Genomic DNA, 15,697 nt, shown 5'->3' with positions numbered 1-15,697 from the left:
CAATTAAAAATAGTAGATAGTTAAAACCTTATAGAACTCAGATATACCCAAACAATAAATAATAACTGTAACGGAACTCTGAACCATAAATAAGATAATCCATAGCCATCAAAAGTAGCTTTTTGTAAATCAACTTGTTTGATAGCTGCATAAATATTTGCAGGAAGCAAAATTACAAAAAAGACAATAAGAATCCATGCTGAATATACTTTCCAATTAGGAACTAACAATCCAATGCCTAAAATAATTTCTACTACTCCTGTAAAATAGATTAATTCTGTTTTAAATGGAATTATAGGTGGCAGCATCATTGTCATTCCTTTTGTAAAAGCAAAATGTCCGATGGCAGTAAAGCACAACATGGCACACATGGCTATTCGTGCAGCCAAAACAACATCATATTTTTGATTAAGAAATCGTATAACAAAAATTGAAAGCACAAAAACGACAAGTAAAATTACTAATGGTTTCATAGATATAGTATTTAGATTATGATAAATGTTTAAGTTTTGACAAATATCACTATCTAAAATAGCTAAGACAATGAACCTAAGTTAAGAAATACGTTTGCGAATTCGACTGAGTGCCTGTGGCGTAATTCCGATATAAGAAGCAATATATTTTAAAGGAATAAATTGCAATAAATGAGGTTGTTCTGTAAACAGATTTAGATAACGCTGTTCTGCACTTTGATTCAGTAAGGATAATTCTCGTTTAGATTTTTTCAAAAAAAGCTCTTCACTCGCTAGTCTTCCAATTTTGTTTCCAATTTGAGTTTGCTGATAAATTTGTTGTAAATCTTGATAAGTCAAACTCCAAAGAATTGTATCTGATAGTGTTTCTAATTCATAACTAGAAACTTCTTGAGTTATAAAAGAATCATAAGCACTCACAAAGTTAGATTGGAATGCAAATCCAAATGTAAAATCTTCTGTTTCTTTTGGAATATAAAAACGGATAATTCCAGCTTCTATAAAAGAAAGATAATTTTCTATTTGTCCTACTTTGAGTAAATTAGTTTTTTTTGAAAACTCTCTTTTTATTAATTTCGAAGAAAATATTTCCCAATCTTTTTCAGAAATATCTACCTGTTTTTGAAAATATGTTTTTATCTCAATCATTTTTATTCTTTCCTAATTTATAATTTCGCCTCTCAATCTTCTGATGCGTTTTCTAGCTTCTACTACATAAACACTTCCTGCATAATCTACAAGTTGTTTTTTGTAATATTCTTCTGCTTTTTCTTGGTCTTTTAGGTTTTCTTCATAAATTTTTCCTAAAAGAAAATTTGCATCATCGCCAAAAATATCTGTTGGATTGATTTTTAAGACTGTTTTTAGTTTTTCGACTGCTTCTTCAAAACGCCCCATTTTTTGTAAAATAGTTGCTTCTTTCCAGTAAATCTCATCTGTTAAAGAATGTCCGTCAAAGTGAGAACGCAATTTTTTGTAAGCTAATAAAGCATCTTCATATTGCTGTTGAAAAATAAGCAAATCAATAGCTGCATATTCTCTCATTGCTGTTTCAGAAGAATCCAAACCTGTATTGTCTTGAATCAAAATAGACAAATCCATGGCATCGTTGGCAATTTCTCTTGAGGTAGCCAATTTTAAAATATCCAAATGTGCTTTTGCTAATTTAAAGTCTCCATTAAAGTAGGAAAGTTTAGCATTTTTGAGTTTGGCAGAGTAACCTAAAGGCGTTTCTTTTTCTGTTTTTTCTACCTGTGAATATAATAAAGTTGCTTCCCAAGGTTCATTTTTCAAAACATAAATATCTCCCAAATCCAATTTTACTTGACTTAAAAGCTGATGAGGAACACCTCTAATTTCTGTGATTTTGTTGAGCGTATTTATAGCAACATCTTTTTGATTGAGGTAAAAAGCCTGTAAAAGAGCCATGTTACGAGCCGATTTTGCTGTACTTGGATTCCAGCCTATTTCTACAAGTGTTTGTTCGTAATCATTAACCAACGATTTTATCTGTTCTTTATCGATAGGAAATTGATGTTTGATATATTCTTCCTTAGATTCCATCAAAAAATGTTTAGCTTGCGAATAAATCAATCTTCCTTTATAATTTTCTGTCAAGTGTCCAAAAATGGTCATCGCACTTTTCCATTCTTCATTATTGTAGGCAAGCATTCCGATTTCCATAATCTTTACGCCTTCTGATTTATTTCTTCTATCCAATGCCTTTGCTTGTGTAAAAGCCATCATGAAATTCTTTCTTTGAAGAAAATACCAAACGAGCATTTCACTAAAAACTTCATTGCTTGGGTATTTTTGTACAGCTTCATACAACATCGGTTCTACCATATCCCACTCTTCATCTTCCGACAAACGAGATTGTAACAGATGTTGAACATAAGGTGCATCATTCGGCTGTTTTTCTAGTAAAATCAAAAACTGTTCTACCATTTTTTTAGGTTTTCCCATCGCTAAATAGAGGAGTCCTAAATCCATATCATAATTTTCTTGCGTATTTTTTTGTGCTTGCAAATACAGTTTTTCGGCATATTGATAAAAACCTTCATGTGCCAAAACACGAGCAGCCACACGAGCCAGATGAGAATTTGATTTGATGGAGTTTATATACTCGTCGAAGTGTTTATCTGCTTTTTTATCTTCTCTTTTCTGTAAAAGAAGTTTAGCATAGTCAATATTCATTTTTGGATCTAAAGGTCTATCTTTCAAACATCTTTCAATATATTTTTCTGCATCTTTTAGCTGTTCCAAACGTAACATCGCATCCAAATAATTAGTGTAAATATAAGAAGCTGACGGATTTTTCTTAGCTATTTTTTCGTAATACTGAATCGCTTTTTCGTATTCTCCTTGTTCATAATATTCATCTGCCAATGCCAAATCTTGTGTATTTTGAGCAAAAACATTTAGAGAGAAAGAGGAAAAAGTAATTAATAATACAGATAGAAATAGTTTGATAGAATTATATTTTTTCATAGATAGAATTTTTCATTATTTCATAGACTAAAGTCTATAGTACATTTTCGCACACTAAAGTGTAAGCTACATAGGCTACATTTTATAAATTTACACAAAAACACGACTTATTTTTTAAATAAATGATTCGTTATTTAAGAATTTATTTTTTTTAACGCCTTATAACAACTATTGTTGCTTACTTTTGTAGTCACTATACTTTATTAAACACAGAGTTCACAGAAAACACAGAGAAAATACATTTTCAAATTACTTTTTATTTTGTATTGACTTCTAAAATCTAAATTCATATTTCTAAATTTATTCTTATGCCCCCTAAGTCAAAAAAAGCGAGTGAATCGTATGTTACAATGACCGAAATGGTTTTACCAAATGACACCAATCCACTAAATAATTTAATGGGTGGAAGACTTATGCATTTGATGGATATTGCAGCAGCTATTTCAGCACAAAAACATTGTAATCGTGTTGTTGTTACGGCTTCTGTTGATAATGTTTCATTTGAGGCTTCTGTTCCTTTGGGTGGTGTGGTTACATTAGAATCTCATGTCAGTCGTGCTTTTAATTCTTCGATGGAAGTATATGTAGAAGCGTATGGAGAAAATATTTTGGAAGGTTCTGGACGAAAATTAGCCTATAAAGCCTTTTTGACTTTTGTAGCTGTCGATCAAATGGGGAATCCTATCAATGTTCCTGAGCTAGAACCCGAAACAGAGAAAGAAATTATGCTTTTTGATGGTGCTTTGCGTCGTCGCCAACTTCGTTTAGTTTTGGCAGGAAGAATGAAACCAGAAGATGCAACAGAATTAAAATCACTTTTCTTTAAGATAAATCCTGAAGGCGTAGAGGAAAAGTAAATTTATACTATATAAGACAAAATCCCAATACAGTTGCTCTGTATTGGGATTTATCTTCTAATGATGTTAGCTTGCCGTTGTTGGTGTCTCCGCCAACAATAGATTTACTACTTCACAAAATCAGAAGTAACTTTTGCAGTCAAATATTCTCTATTCAGACGAGCAATATGTTCTTGTCCGATAAGTTTAGGACACTCTGCCGAACATGCACCTGTGTTTGTACAAGAGCCAAAACCTTCTTCATCCATTTGAGCAACCATATTTTCAGCACGTTTTTGAGCTTCTGCTTTTCCTTGTGGAAGAAGTGCAAGCTGTGAAACTTTAGCCGAAACAAAAAGCATTGCAGAGGCATTTTTACACGCTGCTACACAAGCACCACAACCAATACAAGCTGCTGCTTCGAATGCTTCATCTGCAATTTCTTTTGGAATAGGCATTTCATTAGCATCACGAGCATTTCCTGTATTTACAGAAATGTATCCTCCTGCTTGAATGATTCTATCAAAAGCACTTCTATTTACTGTCAAATCCTTAATAACTGGAAAAGCTGCTGCTCTCCAAGGCTCAATAGTAATGGTCGTATTGTTTGGAAAAGAACGCATATGCAACTGACACGTAGTAACACCTCTTACATTTCCGTGAGGATGTCCATTGATGTACATAGCACAAGAACCACAAATTCCTTCACGACAATCGTGATCAAAACTTACTGGGTCTTCGCCTTTTCGCACAAGCGTTTCATTGAGCATATCCATCATTTCTAAAAATGACATGTCTGTCGAAACGCCGTCTAATTTATAGTTTTTAAACTCGCCTTTCGACTTTGGATTGGCTTGTCTCCAAACTTTTATTTTATATGAATTATGTTGTTCTGCCATAATTTTATGTATTTCTATTTAATTGAAAGTTGTTACTTGTTTTCAACCGTCAACGAGACTTTGCCGTCGTTGAGGATTAAAAACTATTATTTATAACTACGTTGAGTAAGTTTGACATTTTCAAAGACTAATTCTTCCTTATGAAGAACTGGATCACCAGTCATAAATTCGCCTTTGCTATCTCTAGGAAATTCCCAAGCTGCCACATACGAATAATTTTCATCATCACGTTTTGCTTCGCCATTAATTTCGTATTCTTCTCTAAAGTGTCCACCACAAGACTCGTTTCTATCAAGGGCATCAATAATCATTAGTTCGCCAAGTTCTAAAAAGTCAGCAATACGTAGTGCTTTTTCAAGTTCTGCATTGAGTTGATTTTCAGTTCCAACTACTTTTACATCATTCCAAAACTCTTCACGTAGTTTTTGAACTTCTGTACGAGCTAATTTCAAGCCATCTGCATTTCTTGACATTCCACAATGATCCCACATGATGCGACCTAATTTTTTATGGATTTCGTCAGGCGTTTGCTTTCCGTTGATACTCATTACCTTTTTGATTCTTGCTTCTACTTCTTGTTTTGCTTGTCCGAATGCTTCGTGTGAAGTATCTTCAATTTGGTAAGGCTGTGTAGCCAAGAAATCTCCAACTGTATAAGGTGCAACAAAATATCCATCTGCCAAACCTTGCATCAATGCACTTGCTCCCAAACGGTTTGCGCCGTGATCAGAGAAATTCGCTTCTCCAAGTGCATACAATCCATCAACATTTGTCATAAGATTATAATCTACCCAAAGACCACCCATTGTATAGTGAGGTGCTGGATAAATTTTCATTGGAACTTTATACGGGTCTTCGTTTGTGATTTGCTTGTACATATCAAACAAGTTACCATATTTATCCTCTACATATTTTTGTCCGTCTCTTTTGATGGCATCTCTAAAGTCAAGATAAACAGCTTTTCCTGTTGCTCCCACTCCCAAACCTTCATCACACACATATTTTGCATTTCTTGAAGCCACATCACGAGGCACAAGATTACCAAATGTAGGATATTTTTCTTCTAAATAATAGAAACGGTCTTTTTCTGCAATTTCAGAAGGCTTTTTATTTTTGTCTTCTGGATTGCGAGGTACCCAAACACGTCCATCATTACGAAGTGATTCAGACATCAACGTAAGTTTTGATTGGTGGTCTCCCGAAACAGGAATACAAGTTGGGTGAATTTGTGTATAACAAGGATTCGCAAAGTAAGCTCCTTTTTTGTGTGCTCTCCAAGCAGCCGTTGCATTACACGCCATTGCATTTGTAGAAAGAAAAAATACATTTGAATAACCACCTGTACAAAGCAATACTGCATGTCCTGCATGTGATTCGATTTCTCCAGTTACTAAATTACGAGTAATAATTCCTCTAGCTTTTCCATCAATTTTTACGATATCAAGCATTTCTGTACGAGTGTGCATTTCTACTTTTCCTGTCGCTACTTGACGACTAAGAGCAGAATAAGCACCCAAAAGAAGCTGCTGACCTGTTTGTCCTTTTGCATAAAAAGTACGTGAAACCAAAGCTCCGCCAAAAGAACGGTTATCTAACATTCCACCATATTCACGAGCAAAAGGAACACCTTGAGCAACGCATTGGTCGATAATATTTACACTTACTTGTGCCAAACGGTGTACGTTGGCTTCTCTTGAACGATAATCGCCACCTTTTACAGTATCATAAAACAGACGATAAACACTATCGCCATCATTTTGATAATTTTTAGCTGCATTAATTCCTCCTTGTGCTGCAATAGAGTGCGCTCTTCTTGGACTATCATGGAAAGTAAATGCTTTTACATTGTAGCCAAGTTCTGCTAAAGAAGCTGCTGCTGCTGCGCCTGCAAGACCTGTTCCGACAACAATAACTGTATATTTACGTTTGTTGGCAGGATTTACGAGGCGAATATTAAATTTATGTTTGTCCCATTTTTCGCCGATTGAGCCTTCAGGGATTTTTGAATTGAGTTCTGACATAATTATTTTGTTTGTATTTTATGAGCAATACATTTTCTGTTATGAGTTTGTTCAAATAGAATTGAAACTTCTGAAATAACTCTTTAACGTTATGATACTGAATAATTTGTTTGTTCAAAAAGTTTTGAAACGCACCTTAATTTAGAATTTTTCTAAGTAAAAAACTAATTAGTTTGTCGTTGGTGAGAACACCAACAACGGCAAGGCAAAAATTATTCTGTGTCTGCTGTTGTTTCTAATTGTTCCCAAGAACGAATTCTGTCCATGTTTGACCAATCAGCTACTTTCCATTCTACACCTGCTTCAATAGACTTTTCTTTTACGTGTTGGGCAGCCGTTTCAAAATCATTTGCTATTCCAAAACGAGCCATCATATATAAAGGCATAGATGAAAAACCTACAATAAAAGCAATAGCTAAAGCTTTACTCAAAAATGAAACTAAAGAAGTATATTTTACATGATTAAGACCAAGTGTTTGAAAACCACTTTGGAAACCATGCCATAAGTGAAACCCAACAGCAAGCATAGCAATAATATAAAAAATTGAATACCACCAAACCATAAAAGAACTTGCTACAATGGCATACAGATTTTTATAAATTTCACCATCAATTTGCATTACAGGTAGCATGTTTCCGAAATGATAACGAAACCAAAAATTACCCATGTGAACAATAAGAAAAACAAAAACTACTGTTCCTAAAATACCCATATTACGAGAAGCCCAAGATTTTTCTGCACTTCCATCAATAGCATATCCTGTCGGACGAGCTTTTTTGTTTTGTAAAGTCAAAATAAGAGCAAGAAGAGCATGGAACAAGATAGAACCATATAGCAAATAGGAAGTAACTTTAATAAGAGGAAATGTCGTCATAAAAACGGCATAAATATTAAAACTTTCGGCTGCTCCTTTAATATCTGGATACAATAATTGAAAATTTCCGACCATGTGAACAATCAGAAATGTTACTAAGAATAACCCTGTTAGCGACATCAAAACTTTTTTGCCTACGCTGCTTGTCAGGGTGCGTATAATCCAATTCATAGGAAGTTGGTTAAGTTGATTAAAAAATAATTAATAAGAGTTTGAAATTTACTATTTTAAAATAACAATAAAAGAGTATCGAATAAATCTTTCGTTACTGATTTTGTTTGTTTTGCTATTTGAATAAATTTCATTTATAAACATGCTATAAATATACTGTTTAAAAGGCTATTTACATAGTTTTTGAGCAAATCAATAAAATGTATTCAAAGGTACGTTGCAAAAAATAGCATTGCAATATGTAATAGTAATTTTTGCTTATTTTGAATATTTCTAAATAAAGTCTTTATAAAATTAGCAGAATTGAAATTTTATAAAAAAAACACCTATCATTTTCAAGTACTCTTGAATCTAATAGATGTTTGAAATTATTTTTTGTAAACACTTTCTTGATATTCTTTTCTTGTTAGGCGATATTGAATTATATCTAAATATGTATCTCCCTTTTTGAAATGCTCTTTTATTTCAGCTTCTTTTATCATTTTATTTTTTATCATTACTTTGCCAGATGCAGGGTTGGTTAGAAAATGATTTGCTATAATTTTATTCAGTTCTACTGTTTCAAAACCAAATTCTAGTATTTTTTCTACTGCTTCACTCATAAAACCTTTGCTCCAAAAATGCTCTGCTATCCAATAACCTAGTTCTGCTCGGTTGTGCTTTTTGTCTACTAGAAGACCAATTCCTCCCATAAATTCTAAGTTTTTATCATCTTTAAGGCGAATAGCAAATTTGTATGCTTCTCCTGTTTTGAGGTCTTGATTGGCACTATTTATCCAAAAAATGGCATCTTGTTCAAAATAAGGAAAAGGAATATTGATTACATTCTCTGATATTTTTGGATTTACTGCATACTCAATAATTTTTGGAATGTCTTTGTAAGAAAGAGAATTTAGTAGTAACCTTTCTGATTCTAGTTGTAGGCTTTCTATATTTTGTTTTTTAGTATCCATAACGCAAAAATTTTTAATTGATAATTTATTTCAATGTATTACCTTTTTTGGATTGGAAAAAGTTCAAATTTCTTTCTAATCAAATATTCAATTTGAATTAAGTATTTTTTTAATTTTTGAAATATATTTGCAAAAATGAGAGTTTACTACTAGTTTACTTTAGTTTAAAATTAACACAAAATTTTCAAACAAGATTAAATAATTTTACGTTCTGAAAATCCAACGAATAATCATAAATTCTAATTAATCCAAAACCTATGAACAAAGCACGTGTCATTACCGATTTCGAAAAATTAAATTCTGATTTACAGGGACAGATTAAACTTGTCTACCCAGAAGGATATAGCCAACATTTAATTACATTTCAAAATAAAGATAATAAAACTGTAAGTGCTTTACGCTTCGAAACAGATGAGAAAATTTACTTGGTTAGAATGTCAGTAGCTACGGCTCTTCAGCTTATTGAAGACGATGACGATTTTGATGATGAAGGATATTTGAAAGAAAATGTCAAAAGTCAATACGAAGACGAACATGCTGATGTAGATTACCTTTCTGAAAATGAAAATTATGATGAATAGTTGATACTACCTAATTACAAAAACTCTGATACTAGACTATCAGAGTTTTTCTTTTTCATTCTAAAATATCAAAAGTAATTTACTTCACGTCCTTCTTCAAAAACATTTCAAACAAAATCCCCATAAATATTACCATCACACAACCAATTAGATTATACCAAAGGAAACCAATTTCAAAAGTTTCTTTAAAGAAGAAATAATGAATAAGAATTAAAGATTCACTTACAACAGCAGCATAAAAAACAGCATTTGATTTTACTTTTTTGATATAAAAAGCGACCAAAAATATTCCCAAAATTGTTCCATAAAAAAGTGAACCCAAAATATTTACAGCCTGTATCAGATTATCTAATTGTGTGGCAAGCATAGCAAAAAATATCGCATAAACACCCCAAAACATAGTAAAACCTTTTGATGCCTTTACATAATGTTCTTCGTCTTTATCTTTTACAAGAGAGCGTTTATAAATATCAATAACAGTCGTAGAACCGAGCGCATTGAGTTCGGAAGAAGCCGATGACATCGCAGCCGAAAGCATCACAGAAACCAAAAGACCAATCAAACCAATAGGCAAATAATCTAAAACAAAATTGATAAAAGCATAATCCAAATCATTATTACTCAATCTTTTAGCTTCTAATTTATTTCCTTTTTCAATATTATTAATAATGGCTGTTGCTTGATTTCTCAATGTATCATTTTGTACGTTGTAGGTTCTGATACGACTTGCATACATCGTATCTAATTCTACATTTTTAGCTTCTGCTTCTTTTTTTGCTTCCAAAAATTCAAAAATAACCTCTTTTTTCTCTTCAAAATTCTGAGTATATAACGTTTCTATATTCTTTAAAGAATCTGCTTTTGTTGGATTTTCTTCAATGAAAGTTATTTTTTTATTGGTATTAAAGAAAATTGGTGGTTGATAAAATTGATAGAAAGCAAAAAGAAAAATTCCTACCAAAAGAATCAAAAACTGCATCGGAATTTTCACCATTCCATTCATAAGTAATCCTACACGAGTTTGTGCGATAGATTTTCCTGTCAGATAACGCTGAACTTGCGATTGGTCAGTTCCAAAATACGACAACGCCAAAAACAAACCTCCAATAATTCCAGACCAAACATTATAACGGTTATTCAAATCAAAATCCAAATTAATCACTTCCAATCTTCCCACAGCACCAGCAACACTAAGTGCATCTGTAACCGAAACTTCTTTTGGTAAAAGTGAAACCAAAATATAACCTGCTGCTACCATTCCAATCAGAATAACCAACATTTGCTGTTTTTGGGTCTGACTAACAGCTTTTGTTCCTCCAAAAACGGTATAAGCAATCACAACAAGACCAATAATGACAATTAAATAATAAATATTCCAACCCAAAACTGTCGACAAAATAATAGCAGGTGCATAAATAGAAAGTCCTGCTGCAAGTCCACGCTGAGTCAGAAAAAGAGCAGCACCGAGCGAACGAGTTTTTAAGTCAAAACGGTTTTCAAGATACTCGTAAGCTGTATAAACATTGAGTTTGTGATAAATCGGAACAGCAGTAATTGATAAAATAACCATAGCGATAGGCAAACCAAAATAAAATTGCACAAAACCCATTCCGTTGCCAAATGCCTGTCCAGGGGTAGAGAGAAACGTAATAGCACTCGCTTGTGTCGCCATAATAGAAAGACCGATTGTAAACCAGTTCATATCTCTATCAGAAAGCAAATAGCCTTGTAAATTTTTACTTTGTTTGCGAGTTTTCCATACGCCATAAGCGATAATCAAAACTTGTGTAGCAATCAGCACAGCCCAATCTAAAGGATTCATAAGTCAGTTATCAGTTATCAGTTAAATACTTTAGTTTGTATTTTTCTGTTTTGTGTTTAATCTGTATTATTAAAATGTATTTGTATTTTCTCTCTTTCCTCTATAAACTCTGTGGTTAAAAAAGAAATTTGTATTCTCTGTATTTGTATTCCTCTGCGTTCAAAAAATCAAGCTCTAAAGTATTCTCCAAACAAATAAAAAAGAACAATCAAAAGCACTAACTCACCCAAGACGACGCTATAAAACATTTTCCATGTTCCAAAGATAGGAGGTTTTTCAAACTCATTTTGTTCATTTTGCTCGTTTTTATTTTTTGTAAATTCTTTCATAATTTTTGTAATTTGAAGTATCACAGGTTATTAATCCTAAAACTAATCAAAACTCTTTATTCAATGCCAACTTTTATGCGAACCTTTAGCATTTTTTGTGTATTTGAAAAACAGTGTTTACGAAATTTCATAAAAAATAGTATCTTGTAGAGTTCATTTATAAATCAATTTTAACTTTACACAAACTACACAAAACTTATGTTAGACGATTTATTACAACTCACACAAGGACAACTAGGAACTCAACTTCAAGAAGAAGCAGGACTAAGTTCTTCACAAGTAGGAGAAACAGTTGATGTTGCCAAAAATTCATTTCTTACTCAAATGGCAAGTGAAGCATTGAGTGGAAATTTGCCACAACTTTTAGATATTTTTAATGGAAAAGCAAGCACCACAACAGCAAATCCAATGGTTATGCGTCTTGTAAATCAATTCGGAGGCGATATGATGGAAAAAATGGGGGTTTCGAAAGAAACGGCTGCAATGGTTTCTAATATGGTCATTCCTTTTATTATGTCAAAAATTGGTTCTCCTGAGACAGGAAGTGCAGAAGATGAAGGTTCGATGATGTCAAAATTAGGACTTGATAACTTAGATAATATTGGAGGAATGCTTGGTGGATTATTTGGTGGAAAAGGTGGTTTTTTTAGCTAAAAACTTCTTTTATTGATTTTACTATTTCTCATAGTCTGATTTAGTTTATAAATTGAGGTTATGAGAAATTTTGATTTCATTTTTCTATTATTTTATCATCAACACATTCAAAAATAAATAATTAAATAATCATGACTACCAGCCCAATCGATAAAATTATCAATGATGCTAAAAATAATCTAGCAGAAAAAGTAAAAAATGAAATAAATATTTCTGAAGAAAAAACAAATCAAGTTTTTGTCCTTGCTAAAGATTCTTATATTCGTCTTTTAGAAAGTGAAGCAGGTGCAGGACATTTTGATGAGTTTTTGAAAATTTATAATGGAACAGCTACTTCACTTTCGACAGCTCAAATTACTTCTTTAATGGAATATTTTCATACCAAAAAATTAAGGGATAGTTTAAAACTCTCAGATATAGATGCTGAAAAAACAGCCAAAATAGTTTCGCCTTTTATCATAAAACAAATTAGTAACAAAAAATCTGTTTCTGCGACAGATATAAAAACTTTATGTACTCAAATAGGTTTAGAAAGTTGTATTCCAAACTTAGAAGCTCTCAAAAATAAATGGGATGATTTGTCTCCCGAAGAAAAAAAACAATTTAGCCGTTAGAATTATTTATTTCTAGTCTTAAATCTTAATTTAAAAAAATCAATTGATTCTACTTGCAAATCCTTTATTGTTCAAAATTTTGAAAAATCCACCTCGTGCAATGGCTTTATTTCCTTTTGTATTGGTAGATTCAGAAAAAGATAAATTTGATAAAGTATTAATCAATCATGAAAAAATACACCTCTATCAACAATTAGAAATGGGTATTATTCCTTTCTATCTAGTTTATTTAGGAAATTATTTTTTTCAACTTATCAAACTCAAAAGACATCATACAGCTTATATGAATATTGTCTTTGAAAAAGAAGCCTATCAGAATGAATGGAATTTAGAATATCTTAGAGACAGAAAACTCTGGGCATTTTGGAAATATTGGAACAAATAAAGTATGTTTCAAAGTGTTTTTAAAAAAAATAATGCAGAAATAGCAATATTAATCAAAAAAATTGTTATATTTACGTGTCCTTTAAAAACAGAATTATAATATTACTACTAAAGGACAAAAAAGAGGATAAATTTATAAAATGAATTCGTATTCGTTTTGACACTTGGTTTAATTAATACTTAATTGAATTTGTGTTTTGTATAGTTTCTTATAGAAATCAAAATATTTCCTCTTACCTTTTCAAAAAGCGTATTTTTACTTTTTACAACTTCCTTCCTGCTACCTATGTAAAACAACGAAGGAAATATAAGAAGAACCTACAATATGTTTTATTCAGATAAGTTTTAGTCTAATTTTCTTTTTTAGGTTTAATTTATCCTTTCAATTTTCTATTTAATAGATTAAAGCAAAATGATAGTATTATTATCATTTTATACTTAAATATTTTTTATTACAACTTCACGTTTTTTCTATATTTTTATAGATTATTCCATTACTAGAATTTTCTAAACTAATTTCTTAGAATTAAACCATTATTCCTACCAACCTATATAAGTCAATATGTATAATATTGAGGAACTCAACGTTCGCTTACTCTCCGAATTGCGTACTATCGCTACCGAAATGGGCTTGAAAAATCATAGCCGTTTACCCAAAAAAGACCTTATTTATAAAATCTTGGATCATCAAGCTAATAAAATAGAGGAAGATGAAGATAATGACAACAAACAAGAAGAAATAAAAACATCTTCTATATCTTCTAAAAAAGAAGCTATCTCTACTGAAAAAACAGCAGTCAAAGAAGAAGAAAAAAAAGAGGTGGGTTACAAACTTCCTACATTTAGCTTCTTGAAAAAAGACAAGCAAGAAGATAGTGAGCCAAAAAGTGAGGCAAAAGAAGCTAAAAAAGATGTTACAGAAACAGCAACAGCTACCAAAACCTCTACTGATGATAAAGAAGAGAAAAAAGATGACGAGAAAAAAGATGATTCAATAGAACGAATCAGAGAAACTCTCCGTGAAAGAAAACGTGCAAATCTTATTGGTAAAAGCGAAAATAAAGACAGTAAAGATACTGCTGATTCTACTTCTACGAAAGATTCTAAAGAAAGAACTGAAAGACGTTCAAGATTAGATGCTCGCAATGAAGAACGCAATGAGAGCGAGAATCTACGTCGTCGAAGCCGAGTAAACGTTAAAGAAACAGAAACAAAAGCACCTATTCAAAGAGCTTCTCAACGTTCTCAATCAGGTGAAGATGCTAATTCAAACCAAAGTAATACACAGTCTGAAAGAACAAGTCGCTCAAATGATAGAAAAGAACGTACAGACAAAACGAATGACCGAAATTCAGACAAAAAAGAACGAAATGAGCGTTCTTCCAACAAAAAATATAATATTCGTGAATTCGACGGTGTCGTAACAAGCGAAGGTGTTTTGGAAGTAATTTCTGATGGATATGGTTTTTTACGTTCTTCTGATTATAACTATTTGGCTAGTCCTGATGATGTATATATCTCACCTTCTCAAATCAAACTTTTAGGACTCAAAACTGGCGATACTGTAAAAGGACAAATCCGTCCACCAAAAGATGGAGAAAAATATTTTGCTTTACTAAGAATTGAATCTGTAAACGGAAAAACTACTGAGCAAATTAGAGACAGAGTTTCTTTCGAACACCTAACTCCACTTTTTCCTCGTGAACGTTTAAACCTTTCTACAAAAGCAAATACGTATTCAACTAGAATGTTGGATTTATTTGCTCCAATAGGAAAAGGACAGCGTGGAATGATTGTAGCCCAGCCAAAGACAGGTAAAACTGTTCTTTTGAAAGAAATTGCAAATGCTATTGCTGAAAATCATCCTGAATGTTACTTACTTGTACTTTTAATAGACGAACGTCCAGAGGAAGTAACTGATATGGAACGCAGTGTAAGAGGAGAAGTGGTTGCTTCTACCTTTGATGAGCAAGCAGACAGACACGTAAAAGTAGCAAATATGGTTTTGGAAAAAGCCAAACGCTTGGTAGAATGTGGACACGATGTAGTGATTCTTTTAGACTCAATTACTCGTTTGGCTCGTGCCTATAACACAACTGTTCCTTCTTCAGGAAAAATTCTTTCTGGTGGTGTTGATGCAAATGCACTCCACAAACCAAAACGCTTTTTTGGTGCTGCTCGTAATGTAGAAAATGGGGGTTCACTTACCATTATTGCAACAGCTCTTATTGATACAGGTTCGAAAATGGATGAAGTAATCTTTGAAGAGTTCAAAGGAACAGGTAACATGGAACTTCAACTTGATCGTAAACTTGCCAACAAACGAGTTTATCCTGCTATTGACATTCCTGCTTCTGGTACTCGTCGTGAAGATTTATTATTAGATAAAGAGACTTTACAACGTGTTTGGATTTTGCGTAGAATGATGAACGACATGCACTCTAACGAAGCAATGGATTATATGCTCAAACACATGAGAGGTACAAAATCAAATGATGAATTTTTAGCTTCTATGGATAATTAAGAATTATTTTTATAAAAAATAAAGAAAAGCTATTTCTTCTTAATAAAGGAAATAGCTTTTTTTTTACAAAA

General features: G+C 32.3%; 15 protein-coding genes. 6 read left to right on the top strand and 9 right to left on the bottom strand.

The window, feature by feature from the left end; genetic code table 11:
- Positions 1-20: 20 nt before the first annotated feature.
- From V9L05_RS13945 to V9L05_RS13935, 3 genes are all read right to left on the bottom strand, one after another.
- Positions 21-473 carry a hypothetical protein gene (locus tag V9L05_RS13945; RefSeq protein ID WP_338812503.1) on the bottom strand — a complete coding sequence of 151 codons (453 nt, stop codon included), beginning with the start codon at positions 471-473 and terminating at the stop codon, positions 21-23.
- A gap of 81 nt (positions 474-554) precedes the next feature.
- The gene (locus V9L05_RS13940) at positions 555-1,121 is read right to left on the bottom strand and encodes a Crp/Fnr family transcriptional regulator (RefSeq protein WP_338792634.1); all 567 of its coding nucleotides are present in this window, start codon (positions 1,119-1,121) and stop codon (positions 555-557) included.
- Between the two features lie 12 nt (positions 1,122-1,133).
- Complete coding sequence (locus V9L05_RS13935) at positions 1,134-2,963, bottom strand: tetratricopeptide repeat protein (protein ID WP_338812502.1); 1,830 nt, start codon at positions 2,961-2,963, stop codon at positions 1,134-1,136.
- Between the two features lie 308 nt (positions 2,964-3,271).
- Between V9L05_RS13935 and V9L05_RS13930 the strand changes: the two genes are divergently transcribed.
- The gene (locus V9L05_RS13930) at positions 3,272-3,820 is read left to right on the top strand and encodes an acyl-CoA thioesterase (protein WP_338812501.1); all 549 of its coding nucleotides are present in this window, start codon (positions 3,272-3,274) and stop codon (positions 3,818-3,820) included.
- A gap of 107 nt (positions 3,821-3,927) precedes the next feature.
- Here the strand turns inward: V9L05_RS13930 and V9L05_RS13925 are convergent, their stop codons facing one another.
- The 4 genes from V9L05_RS13925 to V9L05_RS13910 form a co-directional block, all read right to left on the bottom strand.
- A complete protein-coding gene (locus V9L05_RS13925) occupies positions 3,928-4,698 on the bottom strand; it encodes a succinate dehydrogenase/fumarate reductase iron-sulfur subunit (protein WP_338792638.1) in 771 nt (256 codons plus the stop codon).
- 86 nt (positions 4,699-4,784) lie between these two features.
- A complete protein-coding gene (locus tag V9L05_RS13920; RefSeq protein WP_338812500.1) occupies positions 4,785-6,719 on the bottom strand; it encodes a fumarate reductase/succinate dehydrogenase flavoprotein subunit in 1,935 nt (644 codons plus the stop codon).
- Between the two features lie 212 nt (positions 6,720-6,931).
- A complete protein-coding gene (locus V9L05_RS13915; protein ID WP_338812499.1) occupies positions 6,932-7,765 on the bottom strand; it encodes a succinate dehydrogenase cytochrome b subunit in 834 nt (277 codons plus the stop codon).
- Positions 7,766-8,133: 368 nt separating this feature from the next.
- Positions 8,134-8,718: a GNAT family N-acetyltransferase gene (locus V9L05_RS13910; RefSeq protein ID WP_338812498.1), complete on the bottom strand. Its 585-nt coding sequence runs from the start codon at positions 8,716-8,718 to the stop codon at positions 8,134-8,136.
- Between the two features lie 257 nt (positions 8,719-8,975).
- Here V9L05_RS13910 and V9L05_RS13905 point away from each other — a divergent pair, with 257 nt between their 5' ends.
- The gene (locus tag V9L05_RS13905) at positions 8,976-9,299 is read left to right on the top strand and encodes a hypothetical protein (protein ID WP_338792642.1); all 324 of its coding nucleotides are present in this window, start codon (positions 8,976-8,978) and stop codon (positions 9,297-9,299) included.
- A 79-nt stretch (positions 9,300-9,378) separates the two neighbouring features.
- Here V9L05_RS13905 and V9L05_RS13900 read toward each other — a convergent pair whose 3' ends face one another.
- A complete protein-coding gene (locus V9L05_RS13900) occupies positions 9,379-11,121 on the bottom strand; it encodes a sodium:solute symporter (RefSeq protein ID WP_338812497.1) in 1,743 nt (580 codons plus the stop codon).
- Between the two features lie 167 nt (positions 11,122-11,288).
- Positions 11,289-11,450, bottom strand: a complete 162-nt coding sequence (locus V9L05_RS13895; RefSeq protein ID WP_338812496.1) for a hypothetical protein — start codon at positions 11,448-11,450, stop codon at positions 11,289-11,291.
- A 198-nt stretch (positions 11,451-11,648) separates the two neighbouring features.
- Here V9L05_RS13895 and V9L05_RS13890 point away from each other — a divergent pair, with 198 nt between their 5' ends.
- The 4 genes from V9L05_RS13890 (at position 11,649) to rho (ending at position 15,626) form a co-directional block, all read left to right on the top strand.
- Positions 11,649-12,104 carry a hypothetical protein gene (locus V9L05_RS13890; RefSeq protein ID WP_338812495.1) on the top strand — a complete coding sequence of 152 codons (456 nt, stop codon included), beginning with the start codon at positions 11,649-11,651 and terminating at the stop codon, positions 12,102-12,104.
- Between the two features lie 131 nt (positions 12,105-12,235).
- A complete protein-coding gene (locus V9L05_RS13885) occupies positions 12,236-12,718 on the top strand; it encodes a hypothetical protein (RefSeq protein WP_338792649.1) in 483 nt (160 codons plus the stop codon).
- Positions 12,719-12,797: 79 nt separating this feature from the next.
- Positions 12,798-13,103, top strand: a complete 306-nt coding sequence (locus V9L05_RS13880; protein ID WP_338792650.1) for a hypothetical protein — start codon at positions 12,798-12,800, stop codon at positions 13,101-13,103.
- 561 nt (positions 13,104-13,664) lie between these two features.
- A complete protein-coding gene (gene rho, locus V9L05_RS13875; protein WP_338792651.1) occupies positions 13,665-15,626 on the top strand; it encodes a transcription termination factor Rho in 1,962 nt (653 codons plus the stop codon).
- Positions 15,627-15,697 lie beyond the last annotated feature (71 nt).

Origin of the sequence: Bernardetia sp. Wsw4-3y2 (assembly GCF_037126295.1) — a bacterium.
Lineage (GTDB): Bacteria > Bacteroidota > Bacteroidia > Cytophagales > Bernardetiaceae > Bernardetia.
Note: the sequence above shows the minus strand (reverse complement) of the source record. Positions and strands in the feature narration are given on the sequence as shown.